The sequence below is a fragment of the Methylomonas sp. genome (assembly GCF_023228165.1).
Lineage (GTDB): Bacteria > Pseudomonadota > Gammaproteobacteria > Methylococcales > Methylomonadaceae > Methylomonas.
Map to the genome: position 1 here is coordinate 83,888 of NZ_JALOBS010000013.1, position 22,318 is coordinate 106,205.

Sequence of the window (22,318 nt, forward strand, 5' to 3'; positions counted from 1 at the left end):
ATACCGCCTCATTGAACTAGCCCTCTTTTATACATTTCCATTTCCAGCCAACCAAGTTCGTCACTCAGACCTTCGATCAGATCGCTATCACTTTGCGGGCGCAACGTGATTGGTAGCACTTGCCAGGTATAAGTCTCTACTTCTATATGCGGCCTATGCCGTGTATTATTCTTTAGAAAATCGAGCGTCTCTAAAATAGCCGCTTGTGTGGTTCCCAATTCCGCTTGAGCCAGTATAGCCGTCTGAATAGGCACATGAAAATGAATATGCCAGGGATGACCGTCTGCCAGCCCGTTTTCAGTCAGCGCGAGCGGCAAATCGAGGACTCCGGCCAAGCGCTGACCGATCAAGGTGCGGACCTGATGCAGATATTTAGGTTCTGCAAACGCCGCGAGCGCCTGACGGGCTTGATGTCGGACAGGCTGAGCAACGCTCAGGGCACTGGAAATCTGAATTTTGCCGATTGCGATACCGGCTGCAGCGATACGGCTGAGTGAGTCGCCGCAATGTTCGAACATAACCGCCTGATGACAGACATCGAAACAGATACCCAAATACTCACTTAGCGCCTGCTTTCGAATCCCAAGAGCCGCAGCGGTTTCAGGTAGTTGGTTTTGGAAAAAATGAACCAGCTCGTCCGTGGTTTCCAGCACACAATCGGGCTCCATTTCCAGACAAACACGAATGGAACGGCCAGTACGATGATGAAGATTTTCCAGGAAATTCGCTAATTTACATAAGGCATCCATTGCCGCCGAGTGTTTTTGCGTGTTCCAGCCATGGCGAAAACCCAGTGGTAAAGTTGATATGGTACCTTCGGCAACGTTATCCGGCAGACAGTACGCTAATATTTCCGCAAGTTGCTGCGTATACAGCAAACGCGACGATTCGCTCCAGTCCGGCGTATAGACATGCTCCTTGACCGTACCCGCATGGAAATCGCCATACGGAAACCCGTTCAAGGCAAACAAATCGATCTGACTATCTGTTAACAGACCATGAAACTGATGCAGCTTTTCCGGTTGATCAAGCAACTCGGAAGCCACCGAGTGGTTGATCCAAAGGCCTGCGCCCATCGAGTCCAAACCGCGCCTTTGCCGTACTGCCCGTACGAACTCCGCCACGACCGCGTTCAACGCCGCATAGGTTTCCGCCGGGTGAACATTGCTGCAATAAGTCAGTTCGTGCCTTTGCCAAGGCTTGCGAGCTGAACCGTCGGTCACTGGACGACGGGCGTTTGTCCGCGTAATACGGAATTATCTTCCCAGAGCATTTGTTGATCTATCGCCATCGGCGCCAGCACTTCCTCTATCGAAATTCGACCGCTTTGTGCGTAATACTCAATCGGATTGTTAAATAATACCCGCTCGACATCGGCTTCGCTGAAGCCTGAGTCCAGCATGGCTTGGCCGGTTTTCGGCACTTTCAGCGGATCGCTTTTACCCCAATCCGCGGCACTATTGACGACCATTTTTTCCAGTCCGTATTGCTGCAGTAGCGCCACCATGCGGGTTTCGCTCATTTTGGTGTCCGGATAAACCGAGTGCCCTCGCCAGCAACCCGAATCCAGCACCAGGGGTAATGTCACTTCATTCAGGTGATCGATTAAAACCAATTCCGGATTGATACCAACCTCTTTTACTAACGAGAGCGTTCTCTCAGTGCCGGTCTTTTTATCCCGATGCGGCGTATGCACCAAAGCCGGTAAATTCAGTTCCTTGGCAAGTAATAGCTGCTCGGCAAAAAAACGCTCTTCTGCGTCGGTAATATCGTCATAACCGATTTCACCAATCGCCACTACATTATCTTTGGCACAATATCGAGGTAAAAATTTCATGACCTCTTCGGCCATCGGAACATTGTTGACTTCTTTGGGGTTGATTCCGATCGTGCAGTAATGACGAATGCCGAATTGGCTGGCACGAAAAGATTCCCAGCCGATTAAGGCATTAAAATAATCGATAAAGGAGGCCGCTTGGGTTCTCGGTTGTCCTAACCAGAAAGCAGGTTCAACCACACCGACGATTCCGGCTGCAGCCATACGCTCGTAATCGTCGGTGGTCCGAGCCAACATGTGAATATGAGGATCGAAGTATTTCATCATCGTGTCCAAAGCAAAAGTTAATTTGAAGATAGTAGGGCCAGAATTCTGTGGTCTTTTTCGTTCTTGCGAAAGGTATTTAACCACTGCTGGCGCTCGGCACACAATGGTTTTTGCTGCTTCAACGCTTTAACCGCAAAATATCTGTGCTCAGGGGTATCGTGTTGTAGGTGTTGGTGAATTAAACCAAGTCCATTAGCGCTCGCAAAAGGCTCCAGAGCTAGCCAGATATCGGGTGGTATCGATCGTCCCGCCGCTACGCGTTCGTCAATATAGTCTTCGCACATTTTGGATAGCTCGAAGTTTGCGCGCTCGCTTAGACCAATTATCGAGGCAATGCCGACTCCGATGAACAATGCCTTTAAAACCAGCTGGTTGAATTCATGATCATCATAAAAACGGGCTGGATAAGGATTATACTGAGCCAATGCAGCATAAAGGGGTTTGCTATTCGTCCTACCGACTTCTCGCACTTGAAATTTGTAGCTTTCGGCGTCATAGAAAAGATTGACTATACGGACCATAATGGCAACTTCGCTTTCATCGCCCTGCTCAAAGTAACTTCGCACAATCAGCGCATGCTGTTCAGGTGCCGACATTACAGCTTGTAATATCAATAGCGCGCGTCCCGCATCGGCAATACTCCACTGATCGATAGGCATCAGTCTATTTTCGGCTACGCTTATGGCTTCGGCATTGGCATTTAGCCTCTCCTGACCTAGAGTGCTTCGCGCACCTGCAGACCATGTCAGCAGATCGTTGACTACATCTTGTTTGGCTTTAATTTTGTCTTGGCCCGACAGCAACCATTGCATACCTTTATCGTTCCGCAGACTTTGCAACTCTGATTGAATCCTAGCGTATGCAGCCTCGATCATGCCCACATCCTTCGCCAATTGTGTAAATTAAGTTACTCGCAAACTACGCGCGAAAAACCAACCCGGTATCATCAGGGATAATACCGTAACAGAATACCAGCTAGCCGCCGCCGATAATACTACCAACGCATCCAGCGGGATGACACCTATCACCAGATATTTTATGGTTTGCTGAATTTCCATAACAGAAAACTTTTGATATGCCGTATACAAGCGCTTGAGCACTAACCAAAACCCAACTACTAGAGCCAATAAAGAGATAATGTTTGCATAGGGGCTGTGGCGCTGTAGATAAAATATCACTAGCGCACATGCTAGCATACCGATACCGCAATGAACGATAAACTTCTTGTTACTAGCAGTAGTCTCAATAGTGCTTAATAAAGTCAACGAGCTTACATAGATGAATATGGGTATCGCCAGAATAAAGCTGCCCCATTGCAACTCCATTGTCGACAAACCTAATAGCCAATTGCAATACCGACACCCGCCCATTATAAGGAAACCGTAGAGTTGTTTTTTTGCTACCGCGTTATAAAAAACGATTAATACCGATAAAAATCCGGCGATCAGAAGCTGCTGGAGTCCAACCATAACGGCAACGCCCAGACCTATAAACAAAAAAGTCCAACCCAACTGCCATCCGAATTTCAGCGGAATACGCCCAGAAGGAAGGGGACGCTCAGGACGATCACGAAGGTCTTCCTGATAATCAAAGCAATCATTTAATATCATTCCCGAGATATAAAGACACATCGAGGAAACGCCAAGTAATAATATAATCTCCCAGTCAATTTGCCCCTCAGTGACAATTAATTGCGCTGCGACAATATTCGACAATGCTGTAAATACAGCCGGCGCACGCATCAATTGTAGATAGTCGACTATATTAATAGTCATTGCACTCAAGCTCGGCTAACAAATTGGCAAGATACTGATAGGAACGCCGACCTACTTCGACTGGACATTGAGGAAAGCTATAAAGCTCGGCCGTTAAATACCCTTGATACCCAATCTTTTTTAACGCTTTCAGGTACCGTTTAAAGGGCATATCGCCATCGCCAGGCACTAGATGGAAATGTTTCATATTTTTGATATCTTCAATATGAATATTCCATATCCGACCTTTCAGAGCTTCAATGGTGACTTCAGGCTCCTCTCCATTCAAATAAGAATGTCCTATGTCCAGGTTTACGCCGAGCAAATCCGAATCGACTCGATCAATTACATCAAGAACTTCATAAGCATTTTCAACGAGCAACCCTGGTTCATATTCAATGCCGACAGCTACATTATATTGATGCGCGGCTTCACATATTCTTGAAAGACTTTCAATAAAATAGCCCACTGCGTCATCCGGAAAACATCCCGGCGTTGGCCTGCCTGACGTGAGACTAATACATTTTGCGCCAATGCTATGGGCCATATGTATAGCTTTAATTACAATTGCTTCACGCGCTCTGCGTATCTCTGGTTTCCGATTGGTCAAGGAGGGTTCAAATACATTTTCAGGCGGAGGCGATGTAAAAAAACTATTCGCGGTGTTTGCGTTTAAATTACTGACCCCTAGACCTTTTTGTTGCAGAAGCTCTTTCACCATTTGAAGTTGTCGCTCATCAATATCATCCGGATACCAATGCGGTCTTTCACATAAGATTTCCGCTCCGGCATACCCGAGATCGGAAATCTCCGTTAATGCCGTAGATAAATCCGTTTTTGTAAATGCATTGGTACTGTAAGCAAGTAACATTTTTAGATCGAAAGTTGATTTATGCGCATACCGAATAATTTGAACACCGATTCCGGTCGACCCGGAACGGCTAAAATCCATCACATCGGTGGAACTGGATTTTTACTCTAAGAGTTTACCTTGGGTCAAGGAATTCATTTTTCCCGCATCTATTCTCCTCCAAATCGGTGAGCAAACCTTCAGGACCACTCGAAGGAGAGGTGGGGCCGAAAATCCGAGAAGAAAGCCTTCGTCGGCGTTCAAAGCCAGACCGGCCTTAACCGCATCAACAGCTGATAAAACGCTGGCTCGGCTAATCCAGGAATTCGAAGTTCATCAAAATTGCGGTAACCACCAGCGTCGCCCTTCCAGCTTGAAGCGACAAACGCCTCATCAGGCTTAGACCGAAATGTTGCCATCGGTTAAATCGGCAGGGATTTCGCCTTAATTTCGGAGATTACCGTCCAAAGATGGGAATACGCATTCGGCTGTATTTTCACCATTTTTCGTATCCTCGCCGCAACAGGGCACCTCAACAGCGCCTGGCTATATGCGCGCCAACCAAGTCGATCATCAAGCTATGCGACCGAAGGTAGTGTTGTTTGGCAAGTCCTCGGCCGCTGTTGCCGGACGGAGGAATAGCCGGGCCGATACTTGCCGGTTCGCCACGCGCTGTCGAGGCGACATGGTCGCCTTGATTGATACGCGCCTGTATTTGCCGGAGGCGCGGGGCAACGACTAGGCCAACTGCAAGAAAGCCGCGACTCGTAAGGATGAGCAATAGTTTCGAAGCAAAACGCAACCTGCGTCGGACATGCTTGTAACACTGCTTCCGGTGAAGCAAAAGACCAGACAATCTCACGCAAGACGGCCTCCGATCGCACTGAAGTGAACTCTGACAAAGTAGAATTAGACATTGCTATAAATAATTCAACCATTGCCAATGCGGGCTGCGAGCTTTTAATTGTTCAAAGCCTAGACAAAGCGGATAAAGCATCAGCAGTACCGCGCTCCAAAACAGATAAACCATTGGTAAACCGTAACCATAATCCATGGGGATATCCTTGGACCATATACCGCCAGCCATTAAGGCTGAAACCGGGCCGGAATCCAGACTCGCCATCAACAACGCCAACAAATGAATCAGGTATAAATGCACCAGATAGAAAAACAGCGGCGTCCTGCCGAACACTTGTAAAAGACCCAAAAAGTTTGGCTTCCCCTCCAGCCAAGCCAACACGGCAATCGCCGGCCCCAAGGTCATTAACAAATATAATAAAGACGGCGGATATTTATGACAGTTGATAAACGATAATACGGTAAATGCCGGATCGGGATAGGTTTGCCAGGGATTAGGATCACCATAGACATTGCTGAAGCGTAGCGCAATAAACAAGACCATTAAGGTTATCCCCAACAGCAAAAGGCGTCGCCGGGTTCGCCAACGCTCGACGCTCATCCATTTACCGAACCCATACCCCACCGCCATCACGCCTATCCAGGGCACCAACGGATAATAGGGGTTAATCGACCAATTCTCGCTCAAAACAACATCATCGCCGGTATGCAGCACTGCCCACCAGGCGCCGAAAATACCCAACGCCTCGGGTTTGATCGCATCAAAACCATTATGCGAAACAATCATCAAGATGCCGAAGGATACAATCCAGCGCACCTTCAGCTTCACCAACCCGGCCAACATTATCATTGACCAGCCGATGGCCCATAACACGCCGCCATCTATCTGTCTAAAGTCGTTACGAAAGTTCCAAGCCCAGGCTTCGACAGTACACGTCAAAAAAATCAACAGCAACCCACGTTTGAGTAAAAACGCCCTGATCGGCGCATCCGGTTCGCGACGTGAATACCATAAATAGGCGCTGATACCCGCCAAAAACACAAATGTCGGCGCGCAAAAGTGGGTAATCCAGCGCGTCAAAAACAAGGCGACATTGGTGCGATCGAGATCGGTCGGCTTAAAATGAGCCGAGCTGAAAAAATCCCGGGTATGATCCAAGGTCATCAAAACCATGACCAGACCGCGCAGAGTATCGATAGAGGTTAATCGCCCCGAATTTGAATGCGTATGCAATGTAGCTATCCTCTGACGGTATTTTTAAAGTTGTCTTATCAGGATCGGCAAAGACCTTCCAATGAACCCTATCAACCCTAAGCTGTTCATCGGTATACTACTGCAATGACCCCGCAATCCATTCATTAATCTCTTTCCTTTATGTTAGAACTTTATTTAGACAGCGCCAATTTAGCGGACATTGAAAACTTATCCCACGCCTTGCCCTTGGCGGGCGTCACCACCAATCCGACCATCATGGCGGCCAGCGGCATGAGCGTGAATCGCTTGCTGCCGGCAATGACGGAAATATTGGGTGACGAGGCCCGATTTCATGTGCAGGTAATCAGCAACACCGCCGACAACATTATCGCCGAAGCGCACAAACTGCATGAACTGCCGTTTGACATCGTGGTAAAAATTCCAGCCCACACTGCGGGGTTGAGCGCCATCAAACAGTTGAAAAAAGACGGTGTTCCGCTTTTGGCTACAGCAATTTACAACCTACAGCAAGGCATGCTGGCGGCCTTAAACGGCGCCGACTATCTGGCCCCCTATGTTAATCGGATCGACCACCTGGGCGTTGATGGCATTCAGGTAGTCGGCGACTTGCAATCGTTCATCAATCAATATCAGTTGCCGAGCAAATTATTGGTGGCCAGTTTCAAAAATGTCCACCAAGTTTTACAAGTGTTGTCACACGGCGTGCGGGCAGTGACATTGCCTATCGATATAGCTCGGCAATTCCTGACCACTCCAGCCACGGACACCGCAGTCGAGAAATTCAGCCAAGACTGGCATGCGGCTTTTGCCGATCGCTTATCTTACGAAGATTAAGCTGACTGCGGCAAACGAAAATGCGATTGCCTGAATCCGCGGATAGCGTTAGGGTGAAGCTTTTAGCCGCAGCGAACAGCAAGCATGACCCTGCCTGATTATCTTCAACGCCTCGCCAAATCCGCACACAGCCGATGAACGGCATGTCAACGCAAACAGCCGTTCTGGGCCGGCCCGCTAATCAACAGGCCGGCGGTTCAGTGACGGCTATACGCGGCAGCGTGGTGGATGTGTTTTTCCCGGCCGATTTACCGGCGGTCAACAACGCCTTAAAGGCCGGCGATGCCGGGCAAGTGATCATCGAAGTCGTCGCCCATCAAAGCCCTACTCAGGTGCGAGGCATCGCGCTGAACTCGACCCAAGGCTTATCTCGCGGCGCGCCCGTCGTCGATACCGGCCGGCCGTTGAGCGTACCGGTCGGCAAGCGATTACTGGGACGCATGTTGAACGTATTCGGCGAGGCTATAGACGGCGGCGAACCTTTCGAGGATGGCGAATGGCGTTCCATCCACCAACGGCCGCTGCCATTGGCCCGGCGTGTGGCCAAGATGGCGATGTTCGAGACCGGCATCAAGGCCATCGACCTGTTATCGCCGCTGGAACGCGGCGGCAAGGCCGGCATGTTCGGCGGCGCAGGTGTAGGCAAAACCGTTGTGATTGCGGAGTTGATTCACAACATGGCGGGGCGTTACCAGGGCGTCAGCCTGTTTTGCGGCATAGGCGAACGCTGCCGCGAAGCCGAGGAAACCTATCGGGAAATGCGCACTGCCGGAGTACTGGATAAAGCCATACTGGTGTTCGGGCAAATGAATGAAGCGCCCGGCGCGCGCTTTCGGGTCGGTCATGCCGCACTAACCATGGCGGAATATTTTCGAGATACCGAGAAACAGGATGTACTGCTGCTGATCGACAACATTTTCCGCTTTATCCAGGCCGGCACGGAAGTCTCCGGACTAATGGGACGCATCCCTTCCCGGGTCGGTTATCAACCTACTTTAGCAACCGAACTGGCCGAACTCGAAGAACGCATCGCCAGCTCGCAGAGCGGCGCCATTACCTCGGTACAGGCGGTTTATGTGCCGGCGGACGATTTTACCGACCCCTCCGCCAGCCACACCTTCTCTCACCTGTCGGCTTCGGTGGTGTTATCGCGCAAACGCGCCGCGCAGGGCTTTTATCCGGCTATCGACCCGCTGGCCTCGAACTCGAAAATGCTCAATCCGAGCGTGGTGGGGGACCGGCATTATCGGGTTGCGCAAGACGTGCGGCGCACGCTGGCCGAATATGAAGAGCTCAAGGATATAATCGCCATGCTCGGACTGGAAGAACTGGCTGAAGCCGACCGGCGCACGGTCACCCGGGCCCGCCGCCTGGAGCGTTTTCTGACCCAACCTTTTTTCGCTACCGAACAATACACCGGGCAAACCGGGCGCTGGGTGAGTCTCGAACAAACCCTGAACGGCTGCGAACGCATTCTGAGCGACCACTATGCCGGCGCTCCCGAGCACGTATTGTATATGATAGGCGCGATCGATGAAGCCAAACTCGACGCCGACAAGGACCAGGCCTAAGATGCAGTTAAAGGTATTGTTGCCAAGCGAGGTGCTGGTGGATATCGCCGTAACTAAAGTGATCGCCGAAGCCGAAAACGGCTGGTTCTGCCTGGAACCTCGCCATGTGGATTTCGTCTCGGCGCTGGTGCCCGGCCTGTTGCGCTATATCACCCGGGAAGGCGTCGAGATGTTTCTCGGCATCGATGAAGGCATACTGGTTAAATGCGGCCCCCAAGTGCGGGTATCCACCCGCGAAGCGGTAGTCGGCGACGACCCTGAGGCACTAAAAGCAGCAATGCAGGCCCGCGGCTCCGCTCATGATGAACATGACCGCTACGCGCGTAGCGTGCTGGCAAGACTGGAGGCCGGCGTGGCGAAACGTTTTCTGGATTTACAAAAGCACTGATGAGATGGCCAAACCAAGCAAACCCCGCCCACAACTGGCCGATCGCATAGGCCGTAAGGCCGCTCGCCACCAACGCGCGCGCCGGCAGCCCAAGCAGGGCTTGTGGTTCGGTTTGGGCATGTTCGGTCTGGTAGGTTGGTCGGTGACCATCCCCACCGTATTGGGTATTGCCCTGGGTATCTGGCTGGATCACAAGTGGCCGGGCCCGCCGTCCTGGACCTTGACGCTATTATTTCTGGGTGTGATATTGGGCTGCAGAAATGCCTGGTATTGGATAGAACGGGAAAGACATGGAAACCACACTGATGAACAACCCTGATTTTTTCTCGGAGCTGCTATTAGCCTTGGGCGTCGGTATTGCGCTGGGCAGCCTGTATTTTGGCGGACTCTGGTTGAGCGTCCGGCGAGCGCCGCACTGGCACTATCCGGGTTTGGGCATGGCAGCCAGCCTGTTCCTGCGGCTGGCGCTGGTCGGTATCGGCCTGTACTGGCTAGCGGACGGCCATTGGCAACGTTATACCGCCGCTCTGCCGGGTTTATTACTGGCCCGCTGGTGGTGGGTACGGCGCATCCAGACGGGGAAAATCGAACCATGACCTTGAGTCCGGACGATCATATTCTCGGCTGGATCGGCCCCTTGCCGATCAATGCCACAATTGCCTACACTTGGCTGGTGATGGCTATTTTGGTCACCTGCTCCTATCTGGTCACCCGGCGCCTGAACGACAGTGTGCGAATCTCCCGCTGGCAAAATCTGCTGGAAATCCTGGTCAGCGGCCTGAGCGAGCAGATCCGCCAAACCAGCCGCCAAGAACCCGGCCCCTATCTGCCTTTCGTCGGCACGCTGTTTCTATTCATCGCCACCGCCAACTTGCTGGCCGTCGTACCGGGTTTTTCGCCGCCGACAGCGTCATTATCCTGCACGACCGCCTTGGCATTGGCGGTGCTGGCCGCCGTACCCTTGTTCGGTATTGCCCAACGCGGCTTGCTGGCCTATCTTGGCGAATACATCAAACCCAGCGTGTTCATGCTGCCGTTTAATATTATCGGCGAGTTATCCCGAACCCTGGCCCTGGCTGTGCGCCTGTATGGCAACATGATGAGTGGTTCGGTGATCGGCATTATTCTGCTGGGCATCGTGCCGCTGTTTTTCCCCATTTTGCTGCAATTTCTCGGCTTGATAACCGGTCTGGTACAGGCCTATATTTTTGCCGTGCTGGCTATGGTTTTTATCGCCTCCGCCCAAGCCGCCCGCAACGACCGCACCCCAAACCCAGGAGATTAATATGAACGAAATTACCGCCGACGTCATCATCGCCGGCATATCCATCTTTACCGCCGGTTTGACCATGGCCATCGGCAGCATTGCCCCCGCGCTCGGAGAAGCCCGCGCCCTGTCGGACGCCTTGAGCGCCATAGCCCAGCAACCGGACGAGGCCCCGACATTGACCCGCACCTTGTTCGTCGGTTTGGCCATGGTCGAATCCACCGCTATCTATTGCTTGGTATTAAGCATGATTTTCATGTTTGCCAATCCGTTTTGGGAACACTTTATCAGCAAGACCGGAGGTTGATGCATGCAAATCGACTGGCTGACCGTTGCCGCGCAATGGATCAATTTCCTGATCCTGATGTGGCTGTTACGGCGTTTTTTGTACCAGCCTATCGTTCAGGCCATGGACAAACGTCAACAGACCATGGCGGCGAACGCGCGGGCAGCCGAACAAAAAATGCAGCAGGCGGAACAGGAAGCCGATAACTACCGAAACCAACTGGCGGAACTGGAGACGCATCGCACCGCTCTGATGACTGCAGCCCGGCAAGCGGCGGAGAACGAACGGGAAAAGCTGGCCAAGCAAGCTCGCGCTGAATTCGAAATCCTGTCCCAGCAATGGCGGCACGACCTGGCGCGAGAAAAAACCGAGTGCCAAAACCGACTCTGTAACGAACTCAGTCGACTGATCACCGCCACCGCACGCAAAGCCTTGCAAGATTTGAGCAGCCAGGAATTGGAACAGGCGCTATTTGACAATTTTCTTAACCGGTTGAATGCGCTATCGACTCGGGAAAAGCAGCTATTGTCGGCATCCGGCCCCGAAGACATGGCGTTGGCCAGCAGTCGCGAACTCGACGAAGCGTCGCGCACGCGGTTCGCCGATGCCATGAAGCGTATACTGCCGCATAGTAATGTTAATGTCCGCTTCGAAGTCTTGCCGGACAGTCGGCTGGGTCTGATACTGACCAGTCCGGCCTATACTCTGGAATGGCGTGTGGAACGTTATTTCGAGGAGCTACAGGCTGAATTGGATACCCTTTTAAACCGAGCAGCCAGCCATGCTGAATGACGCTTTAACCAATACAGCCATGACCCTCAAGCGCTTATTGGAACAGCACCAACCTGCCTTGACCCTGGTCGAAACCGGTATCATCAGCCATGTCGGGCATGGTGTAGCTTTGGTGGATGGTTTGCCCGGCGTGCAGGCCATGGAACTGGTTGAATTCGAAGCAGGCCTGTTCGGTTTGGCATTCAATCTCGATCCCGAACAAGTGGGTGTGGTGCTGCTGGGGGCTAGCGCCCAAATAGCCGCGGGCAGCCGGGTACGCCGCACCGGTCGGGTGGCCGACCTACCGGTTGGGCCAGCATTACTCGGCCGCATCGTCAACGCCTTAGGCCAACCGCTGGACGAACTAGGGCCGTTGAATATCACCGAGCGTAGCCCCATCGAGCGGGAAGCGCCCGCCATCCTGGAGCGCGCGCCGGTCACCGAACCGTTGCAAACCGGCATCAAAGTCATAGATGCCGCCATCCCCATCGGTCGCGGGCAACGTCAGCTCATCATCGGCGACCGCCAAACCGGCAAGACCGCCATAGCGCTGGCGATACTGGTTAACCAGCGCGACAGCGATGTCATCTGCATCTATTGCGCAATCGGCCAGCGCGGCGACGCAGTGGCGCGAGCGGTCGATACCTTGCGCGCGCAACGAATCATGCCGCAGACCATCGTGGTCCCGGCCGCCGCCGAAGATCCGCCCGGCCTGCAATTCATCACGCCCTATGCCGCCACCAGCATCGCCGAGTATTTTATGCAACAGGGCCGGGATGTCGTGATCGTCTACGACGACTTGACCCATCACGCCCTCGCCTACCGCGAGCTGTCTTTGCTGCTGCGCCGGCCGCCGGGCCGCGAAGCTTATCCCGGCGACATTTTCTATATTCATGCTCGCTTGCTGGAGCGCGCCACTCACTTGGCGAAAGGCGGATCGCTGACTGCGCTGCCCATCATCGAAATCGAAGCGGAAAACCTGGCCGCCTACATTGCCACTAACCTGATTTCCATTACCGACGGCCAGATTTATCTGTCGCCCGAGTTATTTCACAAAGGCCTGTTACCGGCCGTGGACGTCGGCAAATCCGTTTCCCGGGTGGGCGGCAAGGCGCAATTGCCGGCCTATCGACTGGTCGCCGGCGCGCTGAAATTGTATTACGCCCAATTCGAGGAACTGGAAATGTTCGCCCGCTTCGGCACCCGGCTGGATCAGAAAACCCTGGGCATTCTGGAGCGGGGCAAGCGAGTGCGGGAAATTCTTAAGCAACATGAGCAGGAGGCCTTGAGCCCTTTCGAGCAAATCATAGTGCTGCTGGCTGTAACCGAAGGCCTATTCGATAATCTACCCTTGCACGAAATTGCCCAAGCGGAACAAACACTGCGCACTGTCGCCATGAACTATTTGAACGAAATCGGCCAGCGTATCGAGCGAGGCGAAATCCTGACTGGCGAAGACCGCGCGGCGATACTCGAGGCCGCAAAACAAGCCCTGGATCTTGGAGAGGCCGATGGAGACCGAACAAACCCTTAGACGTCGTATCAAAACCGTGGGCGATCTGCATGCCATCGTCCGCACCATGAAGGCATTGGCCGCGGTCAGCGCCCGTCAGTACGAGGCGGTGCTGAAATCTTTGGATGACTATACCCAAACGGTGGAAATGGGCTTGCAGGTCGCGCTACGCGGTAAAGTCTTTGACAAACCCGATCGGCCCCGAGCCATTGCGCGATTAGCGGCCATCATTTTCGGCTCGGATGTGGGCTTGTGCGGGCGTTTCAACGAAGACCTGGTTAACTTTTCGCTGGACAGCATGAGCGGATTGGGGGTATCGCCATCCGCGCGCACGGTTTTGGCGGTTGGCGGGCGGATTCAGACCCGCTTAAGCGAGCTCGACCATCCTGTACAGGACAGCTGTTTTACACCGGGTTCGGCAACCGCAATTACTGCCACTGTCCGGCTGCTATTGTCTAAAATCGATGCCTGGCAGGACCGTGGGTTCGAACGGGTATTGCTGTTTTACAACCAGTCCGGTTCACCCACTCAGCTCCACCTGCTGCCCGTCGATCCGCGCTCGTTCGGCAACTTGAGCCAAGCACCCTGGCCCTCTCATCTGCTGCCCAGCTATAGTCTTGACACCGAAAGTCTGCTGGCGGCCCTGATTCGGCAGCATCTGTTTATCTGTCTGTTTCGCGCCTGTTCCGCATCCTTGGCTTCGGAGCATCAGATGCGTTTGCGCACCACCCAGGCAGCCGAAAAAAACATTCAGGAAAAACTCGACGAATTGGCCGCGGAATTTCGGATGCGGCGCCAGGATGCCATCGATGCGGAGTTACTTGATATCGGCGCAGGCTTTGAGGCGGTTAATAGCGACTAGACCAACCCATGGTTTCGGTGCCGTGACGGATATTTGCCGCCCGCTTACGCCGCGCAATCGATTGTTTCGAGATTGTCGCCATCAAGGAATCGTCGAATACCTGCCCGGCTCGAGCAATAATCAGCGCAACCGCTACCGGCTGACACCCGATAAAAACGGCACGAAGGTCACCGGCTCTATGGCTTCGTCTTCAAAACCACTTTCCGTGCGAGTAATACGATGCAGCTCTTGCCGCCCCTCACTACCGACCGGAATCACCATGATGCCGCCCACGGCCATTTGCGCCAGCAGCGCTTCCGGAATTTCAGCCGGGGCCGCGGCAGCCAATATGCCGTCGAACGGCGCATGCTCGGGCCAGCCCCAGCTACCGTCGCTATGTTTGAAACCGACCGACTTGATGCCCAATTCCCAAAGCAAATCGCGGGCTTTTTTCATCAAGGGGGCTATACGTTCCACGGAATACAATTGTTCCACCAGCTTGGCCAGAACAGCGGTCTGATAACCGCAGCCCGTACCTATTTCCAACACTTTAGTTCGTGGGCCCTTTTCCAGCAGCAACTCGGTCATTCTGGCCACGATATAAGGCTGAGAAATGGTCTGATTATGCCCGATCGGTAAAGCGGTATCTTCGTAAGCCCGACTTTCCAAAGCCTCATCGACAAACACATGCCGGGGCGTCTCCGCCATGGCGGCCAATACCCTGCTGTTGTTAATGCCTTGTTCTCTCAGGCGGGATACCATGCGTTCGCGGGTGCGCCGAGAGGTCATGCCCGTACCTTGCAAGCGTTGCTTCATGCCTATACCTCTATTGTCAGCCACTCGCGTAGCCCCTCCAAACGATCGAAACGGGTCAAATCCAGTTGTAACGGCGTGACGGAGACATAACCATTCCGAATCGCATCGAAATCGGTACCCGGCCCGGCATCCTGTTCGCTACCCGGCGGCCCCACCCAATAAATAGTATGCCCGCGCGGATCGCTGGCCCGAATCACGGCCTCGGCCTTGTGCCGTTGTCCGAGTCGGGTGGATTGAAAACCTTTGAGCTGCTCGAACGGCAGGTCCGGCACGTTCACATTCAACAGCGTATCGTCCGGCAAAGGATGCGTCTGAATTTTCTTCAACAGCGCCACGGCCACTTGCGCCGCGGTATCGAAATGTTTGGGATCGCTACCGACCAGGGAAACGGCCACGGCCGGCAAACCCAAAAAACGGCCCTCCGTGGCCGCCGCCACGGTACCGGAATACAATACATCGTCGCCCAGGTTGGCGCCATGGTTGATTCCGGCAAACACCATATCCGGTTCGCTCGCCAGCAATCCGGTGATGGCCAGATGTACGCAATCGGTCGGTGTGCCGTCCACCCGCACAAATCCGTTATCGCAAAGGGTTGCCCTGCGCGGCATATCCAGCGTCAGCGAATTGCTGGCGGCGCTGCGATTTCTATCCGGCGCCACCACCGATACGTCGGCGTGCTGTTGCAAAGCCGCCGCCAGCGCATTGATGCCCTGAGCCAAATATCCATCGTCGTTGCTGATCAGAATGTGCATAGCGCTGTGAATAGCTTAAAATGCTCCCATATTAGCAAAAAAACCGCAAAACCAGCAGCTTACGTGACAAAAAAACCCACAAACTCAGACGATAGCACCTTATTCAGAAACTCGATTGGCGAAGTCAGACGCCTGGACACCAATACGGTGGTTCTTAAACCCGACAAAAAACCTCGGCCGGTGCCCGCGGTTAAACCGCTGGAACAGGTTGATCCCTTGCAAAATGACGTGGCCGGTAGCCTGGAAACCTTATTTCAGGAAGACAAAGTCGTCTTTCTGGCCCCCGGCCTGCAAAAAAATGTGCTTAAAAAATTGCGCAAGGGCTATTACGGTGTGGACGCGGAAATGGATTTACACGGCATGAGCAGCCGCGATGCCCAACGACAACTGCTGCGCTTTCTGCATTTTTGCGTGGAAGACGGTTGCCGCTGCGTGCAAATCGTCCACGGTAAAGGCTATAACTCGCCGGACAACCAGCCGGTACTGAAAAACGATATCAATCTGTGGCTGCGCCAGCACAAGGACGTACTGGCGTTTTGCTCCACCCCGCCTAAAGCCGGCGGTACCGGTGCGCTGTATGTGTTGCTGCGCTTATCCGATAAATTCAGTCAGGCGGATGACGAGTTCGAATAGCGTAGATCATGTCGGATATTCAAAGCTTTCCGCCCATTGCCGGCCCAAACGCCCGCATTCTGATTTTGGGCAGCATACCCGGTAAAGCCTCACTGGACGCAGGGGAGTATTACGCGCATCCGCGCAACCAATTCTGGCCTATCATCGCCGAATTACTGCAGTGCGGTCCACTGCCGGATTATGCAAGTAAAACTCAAGCCCTGCTCGACGCCAACATCGCCGTGTGGGATGTGATGCAATCCTGTTTCCGGCCCGGCAGCCTGGATGCCGCTATCGAGAAAAGGTCGATCATCGTTAACGATTTCCAGGGCTTTTTAGCCGACCATCCGCGCATTCGCTACATATTCTTCAACGGCGCCACCGCCGAACAGGCTTTCAAGCGCTTGGTGCTGCCGGGTTTAACCAAACCCGACATCTGTTTACAACGCCTGCCTTCGACCAGCCCGGCCCACGCGGCCTGGTCTTTGCAACAAAAACTGCAAAGCTGGTCGGTAATCACCAGCGGGTCAAACTCAGTCTATATTTAATGATATTTTAGGCAGGACCGATTCAGAATCCTCAAAATCAACAACCAGACCGCAATCATGCGTTATCCGGGCCAAATCCAAAACGTTGGCGACGCCCATCTTTTCCATTAGCCGCGATCGATGGATTTCTATGGTGCGATGGCTAATGCCCAGTAGACGCGCACTATCCTTGCAGGAGTGTCCCGCCAAAACCAGTGACATGACCTGACGTTCCCGATTGGTCAGAGTGTTCACTCGCCCTTCGATTTCGTGGCAGCGCTTTAGCTGAGCATGGCGTGACCCAGCCATCTGTAAAGCCTCGTAGAGGCTAGCCAAAAGCTTTTTTTGCGTGATGGGTTTGGTTAAAAAATCCAACGCGCCAGCCTTGATGGCTCTGACGCTCTTTGGGATATCGCCATGTCCTGTCAGGAAGATAATAGGCAATGATAAGCCGCGCTCCATCATGGCCTGCTGAAGCTGTAATCCATCCATGTCCGGCATCTGTATGTCGATAATGGCGCAACTGATGTCTTTCGGTTGGGCTGCCGCAAGAAATGCGTTTGCACTGGCAAAGGTTAGCACCGAAAAGCCCTCCACCTCCAACATCAAGGACAAGGAATCCCGAATAGCGGCATCGTCATCGATAATGAAAACTTGCGAGTCGGGATGGATTTGATTCATTCCGCTAGCAATGCAAATGGCAGAGTGAAATGAAATATGGCCCCTGTTTCTACATTCTCATCCATCCAAAGCTGCCCACCGTTGGCCTCGATAAGAGAACGGCTAATGGCCAAGCCTAGTCCGCTGCCATTCCGTTTGGTGGTAAAAAACGGTTCAAAAACCCGTTTAATCGCCTCGTCATCGAGCCCGGCCCCCCTGTCTTGTATAGTAACTTGTGCCATATTTAGCTCGGCATGGGTATACACCTTAATAGAAATTTTCGTAGTCTCAAGGCCGGCTTCCCGGATAGCATCGAGGCTGTTGTAGAGCAAATTAAGCAATACTTTTTTAACCTGCAAGGAGTTAGCCAATACCGGCGGCAAATTAGGTTGGAGTATAAGTTCAGGCTGGAAGCAACTGAATTTGTCATGCCGCACAATGGTGATAACATCCTCGATCAAACCATTGAGATTGATCGGTTCTATAACCAGCTCACCCCGTTGCAAAAATCTGAGCAACTCATGCAAACAAAGTCCGGCACGCTGGGCCTGCTCTACCAGGCCAACTAACGCGCGTTCCAAGGCCTGCGCGCTTACGTCGTCTTTATTCAGAGAACGCAACGCCACTTCGCCGAAAGCGGATATTGCCGCCAAAGGCTGATTGAGGTCGTGGGCGATTGCTGCGGCGGTTTGGATGGCTACTTGTTGTTTGATTAGCTCGTCCATTTCGCTACGCTGCTGCTGCAATTGCCGCTCGAGCGACTTACGCCTGGATATATCCGTCATTATCGTGTGAATGACAGCGGGCAATCCTTCCTCGTCCAGGCTGATTCGGCTTTCCAAGTGTATATCGATAATCCCGCCATTCGTGCGTTTAACGCCCAACTCGGCGATTACATTGTCTTTTGACAGAAAAGCTTGCTGCAGATATTTCTTAAATGCCAGCCGATCCGTTAAATAAGAGACAATGGAGCGGTCAATGATGTCGCCGCGATTAGCGCCCAGAAGCGCCGCTCCGGCTAAATTGATTTCAACCACGCGCCCGGTATTTTCCAGGGTAAGATAGCCGACCGGCGCAAAATCATACAGTTCTGTATAGCGCTGCAAGGCAACCTGATTTTCTGCTTGCGCACTTTTTAGCTCTTCATTTTGCATCTCCAGTTCAAGCGTGTACGCATCCAGCTCGTGCATCAGTTTGCACGAAGCGTCTTCATGGCATTGCCCGGGAATCGGTTGTTGCGCCAAGCATTGCTCTGCCCGGTTACGAAGCTCATCAGGCGGTATTTTTGATTTTTTCATGCCATACCTTCCTCAACCCTGTTTGAAAAAGGAAATCTGACTTCGACCATTGAGAAATCAATCATTTCGCCATCCGACTTCCCCATTTCCGGGCGCAAAAATAATATCCATCTTTTAGCAACCGGTGTGGCAAAACATGGATCCATTAGTGTACAAACGAATATGCGGGGGAAAACTCTTGAAATCCGTCGATATTATCGCGGCACGAACTCTTTCTCCGCTTCCAGCCAATCATCCAACGCATATCCAGGCACAAAGCCTCGTTTTTCAGCCTTGAAATATGCGAGTTTTGCTATCCCATCATCAAAATAAGGTAGCGGTATTACTACCACGACATCTTCGGGATGTAAGCAATATTTTTTCTTTTGCCTTTTGCTTGTAGTCGTCATTGTTAACCTCCAGCCCTATCAAACCTGTCATCACGGCGAATAGGCACGGATCAGGCGGCACAATTGCCACTCGGCATGCCTTCATGGCCGACCAGGCGATTGAATCTTCAATATGTTAGGTGTGTCATCATTAGCATACCCTTAAATTTCTATTCCGTTGGCGCCTTTTCATTGTTGCAACCAGCTAACGGTTCCGCATCGGTTGTCTCGACCGGTTGGTGCCGCTTCCGAGCACACTCGGTTAACAGGGGTCTCGGTGTGCTGGCAATATGTTGCCCCTGCTCCAGCACCGCAACAATGTCGTCATATTCGATGATTTGATTTTCCGCGGCCAAAATAGCATCCGCTAAATTAATAATGGCCCGCCAATGAGACGGCTCATTCACAAACCGGCAAGCGGCCTTGAATAAGTCGGAAATTTTGTCTTCCTTTAAAGCGTTGCAGCGTAAAAAACAATCGATATACTCATTAATAGCTTCCAGATCCGATGAACCGCCATAAAAATGCAAGGAATCCAAATGGACCAACCCAAAATTATGAGATTCGTCATCACGCAGAGACACATATTTGGCTTCCGCCAACGGGCCGATCAACAAGTTAAACATATCGGCCTCAAACGCCCGCTGATAATCCTGCTTTTGGGCCGGAGTAAAGTGTTTGGTCGCCTCTGCAAATGAATAGGGCAATGCATGTATCAAGCGGCCGCCTTCTATTTTGGCAGCATAATGTTTATTAGGATTGCCGGAGAGCCAGCCAGTGTGCGACTCGCGCTTATCCGGCTGGATATAAATCCGAAAGAATACAACAGGCAACGCTTTTTGCCTGTTGCCGAAATAAATGCCCGCAGCATGCCCCGCCTCATGTATAGCGGTCTCCCGGTTGATCTCCTGGCACCCTAGCGCGCCTGTTTTCTGTAAATTCCGTGAACGTTTCATATCGGCATTCCTCCAATTTCAGCACGGAAATCAATCGGTAATTTCGATAGTCTTATGTTTACTTTGTTCCGTTTTAGGAATAAGTACCTTCAGCATGCCGGCTTTTGATTCCTGCTCCGCAGCGGCGCGGATAGTGCTGGTTTGATTGTTTATCGTCACATCCAGATTATCCTTGCCGACGCCGGGCAAAGCAGCCTGAACCTCTATCTCGGCGTCATGGTCGAGAATATCCACTTTGGGAGCCGCTTTTTCGAACCCGGCCGAAAAATTCCAATCCAATAGCCTCGGCCATTTGCGCAAGAGGAAATCGTCAAAAAAATTATCCCGCTCGTTCAATGAAAACAAACCGCCGGATAAGCTGGAGGGTGATAATTCGGTGGATTTTTTAATCTCTTTTTCTGTAGTGCTCATGGATTACTCCGAACTTTATCAATCTATCAGTAGGCATAAATCCCGCCACAAGGCGAGACCGATGTTGAGTGAAATCGTCGAACAACTGTTACTCAAACAGTTGTTTCTCGGTTGCAAGCCGATCCGGCAATTCATAGCGGGCAGTGAAACCTCTGTTTTCAGCCCTGTAATACGCACTGTGCCCTAAGCTCCGGAACGGCTACCACTTCAGCCGAATCTGCTACGTTGGCCTGCAATTTTTATGGTTTTTCCCGCCATCTTGTCCGCGCAAATCGTTATTAATTAGAGTCGATGATTAACGTTGATTGTGTTAAAAAATCCCTGCGCAAACTATGTCTAAACCTGGTTTGATCAGACCCTGCGGAAAAGCCGAAGCCGCTTAACAAGCGTTTCCCCATGCGGCTGGTCTAACGCGCAAATTGCACCTTATCGTTTAATCAGGCAGATTAATATACGTACTAGTACGTATAAAAAACCCAGGCGGAGTTCCTGCAACATGTGCGAGATTTTGGCAATAATGTTCAACGGACCAAGCGGGTTACGGTTTTGCTGTTCGACAGCAAGTAGCCTGGAGGGAATCTTCCGGAATTCGGGTTGGGGTTATCCGCACACTTGATTCCCCGGTATTTCGCGGCACTGCATGCGGGCTGCGATGCTGCCAAGAATTGCAAAATACAAATATCAACCAATGCTTGACCAGACTGTCAACCTGTTGCGTTTCGGTAGATGCGGTGTGCGGCTAATATGAGACTTCCACTTCATAACCGCTAAACTTGCGGATATTGATCACACCGCTATCCAGCAGTAGATATTGACCCTTGATACCCTGCAGCACACCTGACACCTGCGGGTCTTTATCCAGATTAAATGATTTTACTTTGGCGGGGTACTGCAGCACCGGATATTCAATGCGCAGCGTTTCGGCATCGGCCAAGAACGTTATCGCCTCGCTACCGAATTGCTCGGCAATTGCCGCTAATTGCGTCGTACATTTCGCCAGCAGCTCATCCCGCAGCGCCGGTAAATCCAACGGTTGCACGTTATTCTTCAACATCTGCTGCCAGCTGGTTTTGTCGCTGACATGCGCGGCCAAGGCCACTTCTATCAAGCCGGAAATATGTCGGGAGGCGACCTGGAATATCGGTAGAGCCTGCACCGCACCTTGATCGATCCAGCGGGTCGGCGTTTGCGAACGGCGAGTGATGCCTACTTTGATGCCCGATGAATTGGCCAGGTAAACAATATGCGGCTGAAAGCAAAACGCTTCGCCCCAACTAGGCTCGCGACAGGTGCCGGCGGCGTAATGACAGGTTTCCGGCTTCATGATGCACATATCGCATTGCGCCAGTTTGATGAAGCACGGATAGCAATAACCTTGATTGAAGCTTTTATTGGTCTTTTTTTGGCAATGCACGCAAAAAATCCGCCCGCTATGCCGTAATTGCACGGGCTGGCCAATCAACGGATTCAAATCCAACTCGGCGTCACCCACCGGCAACCGGTAGCTGACCGTCTCTGCCAGTTGCGTGGTCATTTTCTGTAAACTGCCCAACACTGTATTAACCTCATATTGTCGATTCAATTGGCTATAATGACAGTGTTTTTGATTTGTACAAGGCTGAAGTGATGATGGCTAGTCCGGTTCCTCCCCAGCCGCTTCTCTCA

Annotated in this window: 26 protein-coding genes; 12 read left to right on the plus strand and 14 right to left on the minus strand. The window is 52.2% G+C overall.

What is annotated here, in order from left to right; translation table 11 throughout:
- Nucleotides 1-8 precede the first annotated feature (8 nt).
- The 6 genes from eboE to M0R33_RS11605 form a co-directional block, all read right to left on the minus strand.
- Nucleotides 9-1,223: a metabolite traffic protein EboE gene (gene eboE, locus M0R33_RS11580; RefSeq protein WP_292568944.1), complete on the minus strand. Its 1,215-nt coding sequence runs from the start codon at nucleotides 1,221-1,223 to the stop codon at nucleotides 9-11.
- Nucleotides 1,220-2,104 carry a TatD family hydrolase gene (locus tag M0R33_RS11585; RefSeq protein ID WP_292568946.1) on the minus strand — a complete coding sequence of 295 codons (885 nt, stop codon included), beginning with the start codon at nucleotides 2,102-2,104 and terminating at the stop codon, nucleotides 1,220-1,222. The genes eboE and M0R33_RS11585 overlap by 4 nt, the downstream gene beginning before the upstream one ends.
- A 17-nt stretch (nucleotides 2,105-2,121) precedes the next feature.
- Nucleotides 2,122-2,979 carry an EboA domain-containing protein gene (locus M0R33_RS11590; RefSeq protein WP_292568948.1) on the minus strand — a complete coding sequence of 286 codons (858 nt, stop codon included), beginning with the start codon at nucleotides 2,977-2,979 and terminating at the stop codon, nucleotides 2,122-2,124.
- A gap of 27 nt (nucleotides 2,980-3,006) precedes the next feature.
- Nucleotides 3,007-3,879 carry a UbiA family prenyltransferase gene (locus tag M0R33_RS11595; RefSeq protein WP_292568950.1) on the minus strand — a complete coding sequence of 291 codons (873 nt, stop codon included), beginning with the start codon at nucleotides 3,877-3,879 and terminating at the stop codon, nucleotides 3,007-3,009.
- Entirely contained in the window at nucleotides 3,869-4,810 is a 942-nt protein-coding gene (locus M0R33_RS11600) for a sugar phosphate isomerase/epimerase (RefSeq protein WP_292569089.1), read from the minus strand. Before M0R33_RS11600 ends, M0R33_RS11595 begins: the two co-directional genes overlap by 11 nt.
- A gap of 817 nt (nucleotides 4,811-5,627) precedes the next feature.
- Nucleotides 5,628-6,800, minus strand: coding sequence for a heparan-alpha-glucosaminide N-acetyltransferase domain-containing protein (locus M0R33_RS11605; RefSeq protein WP_292568951.1), 1,173 nt, complete (start codon nucleotides 6,798-6,800; stop codon nucleotides 5,628-5,630).
- 141 nt (nucleotides 6,801-6,941) lie between these two features.
- On the opposite strand from M0R33_RS11605, the gene M0R33_RS11610 reads away from it, so the two are divergent.
- From M0R33_RS11610 to M0R33_RS11655, 10 genes are all read left to right on the plus strand, one after another.
- Complete coding sequence (locus M0R33_RS11610) at nucleotides 6,942-7,616, plus strand: transaldolase family protein (RefSeq protein ID WP_292568954.1); 675 nt, start codon at nucleotides 6,942-6,944, stop codon at nucleotides 7,614-7,616.
- Nucleotides 7,617-7,759: 143 nt separating this feature from the next.
- Nucleotides 7,760-9,187, plus strand: a complete 1,428-nt coding sequence (gene atpD / locus M0R33_RS11615; RefSeq protein WP_292568956.1) for a F0F1 ATP synthase subunit beta — start codon at nucleotides 7,760-7,762, stop codon at nucleotides 9,185-9,187.
- A 1-nt stretch (nucleotide 9,188) separates the two neighbouring features.
- A complete protein-coding gene (locus M0R33_RS11620; protein ID WP_292568958.1) occupies nucleotides 9,189-9,575 on the plus strand; it encodes a F0F1 ATP synthase subunit epsilon in 387 nt (128 codons plus the stop codon).
- 4 nt (nucleotides 9,576-9,579) lie between these two features.
- The gene (locus tag M0R33_RS11625; protein ID WP_292568960.1) at nucleotides 9,580-9,894 is read left to right on the plus strand and encodes an AtpZ/AtpI family protein; all 315 of its coding nucleotides are present in this window, start codon (nucleotides 9,580-9,582) and stop codon (nucleotides 9,892-9,894) included.
- Complete coding sequence (locus M0R33_RS11630) at nucleotides 9,881-10,171, plus strand: ATP synthase subunit I (protein WP_292568962.1); 291 nt, start codon at nucleotides 9,881-9,883, stop codon at nucleotides 10,169-10,171. The genes M0R33_RS11625 and M0R33_RS11630 overlap by 14 nt, the downstream gene beginning before the upstream one ends.
- Nucleotides 10,168-10,860, plus strand: a complete 693-nt coding sequence (locus M0R33_RS11635; RefSeq protein ID WP_292568964.1) for a F0F1 ATP synthase subunit A — start codon at nucleotides 10,168-10,170, stop codon at nucleotides 10,858-10,860. The genes M0R33_RS11630 and M0R33_RS11635 overlap by 4 nt, the downstream gene beginning before the upstream one ends.
- A 1-nt stretch (nucleotide 10,861) precedes the next feature.
- Nucleotides 10,862-11,149, plus strand: coding sequence for a F0F1 ATP synthase subunit C (locus M0R33_RS11640; protein ID WP_292568966.1), 288 nt, complete (start codon nucleotides 10,862-10,864; stop codon nucleotides 11,147-11,149).
- Between the two features lie 3 nt (nucleotides 11,150-11,152).
- A complete protein-coding gene (locus tag M0R33_RS11645) occupies nucleotides 11,153-11,920 on the plus strand; it encodes a hypothetical protein (RefSeq protein ID WP_292568968.1) in 768 nt (255 codons plus the stop codon).
- Nucleotides 11,910-13,433, plus strand: coding sequence for an alternate F1F0 ATPase, F1 subunit alpha (locus M0R33_RS11650; protein ID WP_292568970.1), 1,524 nt, complete (start codon nucleotides 11,910-11,912; stop codon nucleotides 13,431-13,433). The genes M0R33_RS11645 and M0R33_RS11650 overlap by 11 nt, the downstream gene beginning before the upstream one ends.
- Nucleotides 13,411-14,274 carry a F0F1 ATP synthase subunit gamma gene (locus M0R33_RS11655; protein WP_292568972.1) on the plus strand — a complete coding sequence of 288 codons (864 nt, stop codon included), beginning with the start codon at nucleotides 13,411-13,413 and terminating at the stop codon, nucleotides 14,272-14,274. Before M0R33_RS11650 ends, M0R33_RS11655 begins: the two co-directional genes overlap by 23 nt.
- 132 nt (nucleotides 14,275-14,406) lie before the next feature.
- Here M0R33_RS11655 and M0R33_RS11660 read toward each other — a convergent pair whose 3' ends face one another.
- Both M0R33_RS11660 and surE read right to left on the minus strand, forming a co-directional pair.
- Entirely contained in the window at nucleotides 14,407-15,069 is a 663-nt protein-coding gene (locus M0R33_RS11660) for a protein-L-isoaspartate(D-aspartate) O-methyltransferase (RefSeq protein WP_292568974.1), read from the minus strand.
- A 2-nt stretch (nucleotides 15,070-15,071) separates the two neighbouring features.
- Nucleotides 15,072-15,821 carry a 5'/3'-nucleotidase SurE gene (gene surE / locus M0R33_RS11665; RefSeq protein WP_292568976.1) on the minus strand — a complete coding sequence of 250 codons (750 nt, stop codon included), beginning with the start codon at nucleotides 15,819-15,821 and terminating at the stop codon, nucleotides 15,072-15,074.
- A 63-nt stretch (nucleotides 15,822-15,884) separates the two neighbouring features.
- Here surE and M0R33_RS11670 point away from each other — a divergent pair, with 63 nt between their 5' ends.
- Together M0R33_RS11670 and M0R33_RS11675 are read left to right on the plus strand one after the other, a co-directional pair.
- Nucleotides 15,885-16,454, plus strand: a complete 570-nt coding sequence (locus M0R33_RS11670; RefSeq protein WP_292568977.1) for a Smr/MutS family protein — start codon at nucleotides 15,885-15,887, stop codon at nucleotides 16,452-16,454.
- A gap of 8 nt (nucleotides 16,455-16,462) precedes the next feature.
- Nucleotides 16,463-16,981: a DNA-deoxyinosine glycosylase gene (locus tag M0R33_RS11675; RefSeq protein WP_292568979.1), complete on the plus strand. Its 519-nt coding sequence runs from the start codon at nucleotides 16,463-16,465 to the stop codon at nucleotides 16,979-16,981.
- On the opposite strand, the gene M0R33_RS11680 is transcribed toward M0R33_RS11675, so the two are convergent.
- From M0R33_RS11680 to M0R33_RS11705, 6 genes are all read right to left on the minus strand, one after another.
- A complete protein-coding gene (locus M0R33_RS11680) occupies nucleotides 16,967-17,641 on the minus strand; it encodes a response regulator (RefSeq protein ID WP_292568980.1) in 675 nt (224 codons plus the stop codon). The two genes, M0R33_RS11675 and M0R33_RS11680, sit on opposite strands and share 15 nt — an antisense overlap.
- On the minus strand, nucleotides 17,638-18,918 hold the full coding sequence (locus M0R33_RS11685) for an ATP-binding protein (RefSeq protein WP_292568982.1): 1,281 nt from the start codon (nucleotides 18,916-18,918) through the stop codon (nucleotides 17,638-17,640). The genes M0R33_RS11680 and M0R33_RS11685 overlap by 4 nt, the downstream gene beginning before the upstream one ends.
- A gap of 194 nt (nucleotides 18,919-19,112) precedes the next feature.
- Nucleotides 19,113-19,307, minus strand: a complete 195-nt coding sequence (locus M0R33_RS11690; RefSeq protein WP_292568984.1) for a DUF2934 domain-containing protein — start codon at nucleotides 19,305-19,307, stop codon at nucleotides 19,113-19,115.
- A 149-nt stretch (nucleotides 19,308-19,456) separates the two neighbouring features.
- A complete protein-coding gene (locus tag M0R33_RS11695) occupies nucleotides 19,457-20,242 on the minus strand; it encodes a hypothetical protein (RefSeq protein WP_292568986.1) in 786 nt (261 codons plus the stop codon).
- Nucleotides 20,243-20,272: 30 nt separating this feature from the next.
- Nucleotides 20,273-20,653 carry an Hsp20/alpha crystallin family protein gene (locus M0R33_RS11700; protein WP_292568988.1) on the minus strand — a complete coding sequence of 127 codons (381 nt, stop codon included), beginning with the start codon at nucleotides 20,651-20,653 and terminating at the stop codon, nucleotides 20,273-20,275.
- Nucleotides 20,654-21,392: 739 nt separating this feature from the next.
- Nucleotides 21,393-22,208, minus strand: coding sequence for a DUF2797 domain-containing protein (locus M0R33_RS11705; protein ID WP_292568990.1), 816 nt, complete (start codon nucleotides 22,206-22,208; stop codon nucleotides 21,393-21,395).
- Nucleotides 22,209-22,318 lie beyond the last annotated feature (110 nt).

Bases quoted from the DNA above. Each gene is read 5' to 3' on its own strand.
- M0R33_RS11635 (WP_292568964.1), top strand. From the start codon at position 10,168: ATGACCTTGAGTCCGGACGATCATATTCTCGGCTGGATCGGCCCCTTG.
- M0R33_RS11685 (WP_292568982.1), bottom strand. From the start codon at position 18,918: ATGAAAAAATCAAAAATACCGCCTGATGAGCTTCGTAACCGGGCAGAG.
- M0R33_RS11695 (WP_292568986.1), bottom strand. From the start codon at position 20,242: ATGAAACGTTCACGGAATTTACAGAAAACAGGCGCGCTAGGGTGCCAG.
- M0R33_RS11630 (WP_292568962.1), top strand. From the start codon at position 9,881: ATGAACAACCCTGATTTTTTCTCGGAGCTGCTATTAGCCTTGGGCGTC.
- M0R33_RS11625 (WP_292568960.1), top strand. From the start codon at position 9,580: ATGGCCAAACCAAGCAAACCCCGCCCACAACTGGCCGATCGCATAGGC.
- M0R33_RS11640 (WP_292568966.1), top strand. From the start codon at position 10,862: ATGAACGAAATTACCGCCGACGTCATCATCGCCGGCATATCCATCTTT.
- atpD (WP_292568956.1), top strand. From the start codon at position 7,760: ATGTCAACGCAAACAGCCGTTCTGGGCCGGCCCGCTAATCAACAGGCC.
- M0R33_RS11595 (WP_292568950.1), bottom strand. From the start codon at position 3,879: ATGACTATTAATATAGTCGACTATCTACAATTGATGCGTGCGCCGGCT.
- surE (WP_292568976.1), bottom strand. From the start codon at position 15,821: ATGCACATTCTGATCAGCAACGACGATGGATATTTGGCTCAGGGCATC.
- M0R33_RS11700 (WP_292568988.1), bottom strand. From the start codon at position 20,653: ATGAGCACTACAGAAAAAGAGATTAAAAAATCCACCGAATTATCACCC.
- M0R33_RS11585 (WP_292568946.1), bottom strand. From the start codon at position 2,104: ATGATGAAATACTTCGATCCTCATATTCACATGTTGGCTCGGACCACC.
- M0R33_RS11610 (WP_292568954.1), top strand. From the start codon at position 6,942: ATGTTAGAACTTTATTTAGACAGCGCCAATTTAGCGGACATTGAAAAC.
- M0R33_RS11680 (WP_292568980.1), bottom strand. From the start codon at position 17,641: ATGAATCAAATCCATCCCGACTCGCAAGTTTTCATTATCGATGACGAT.
- M0R33_RS11660 (WP_292568974.1), bottom strand. From the start codon at position 15,069: ATGAAGCAACGCTTGCAAGGTACGGGCATGACCTCTCGGCGCACCCGC.
- M0R33_RS11620 (WP_292568958.1), top strand. From the start codon at position 9,189: ATGCAGTTAAAGGTATTGTTGCCAAGCGAGGTGCTGGTGGATATCGCC.
- M0R33_RS11655 (WP_292568972.1), top strand. From the start codon at position 13,411: ATGGAGACCGAACAAACCCTTAGACGTCGTATCAAAACCGTGGGCGAT.
- M0R33_RS11600 (WP_292569089.1), bottom strand. From the start codon at position 4,810: ATGGATTTTAGCCGTTCCGGGTCGACCGGAATCGGTGTTCAAATTATT.
- M0R33_RS11590 (WP_292568948.1), bottom strand. From the start codon at position 2,979: ATGATCGAGGCTGCATACGCTAGGATTCAATCAGAGTTGCAAAGTCTG.
- M0R33_RS11675 (WP_292568979.1), top strand. From the start codon at position 16,463: ATGTCGGATATTCAAAGCTTTCCGCCCATTGCCGGCCCAAACGCCCGC.
- M0R33_RS11650 (WP_292568970.1), top strand. From the start codon at position 11,910: ATGCTGAATGACGCTTTAACCAATACAGCCATGACCCTCAAGCGCTTA.
- M0R33_RS11690 (WP_292568984.1), bottom strand. From the start codon at position 19,307: ATGACGACTACAAGCAAAAGGCAAAAGAAAAAATATTGCTTACATCCC.
- M0R33_RS11645 (WP_292568968.1), top strand. From the start codon at position 11,153: ATGCAAATCGACTGGCTGACCGTTGCCGCGCAATGGATCAATTTCCTG.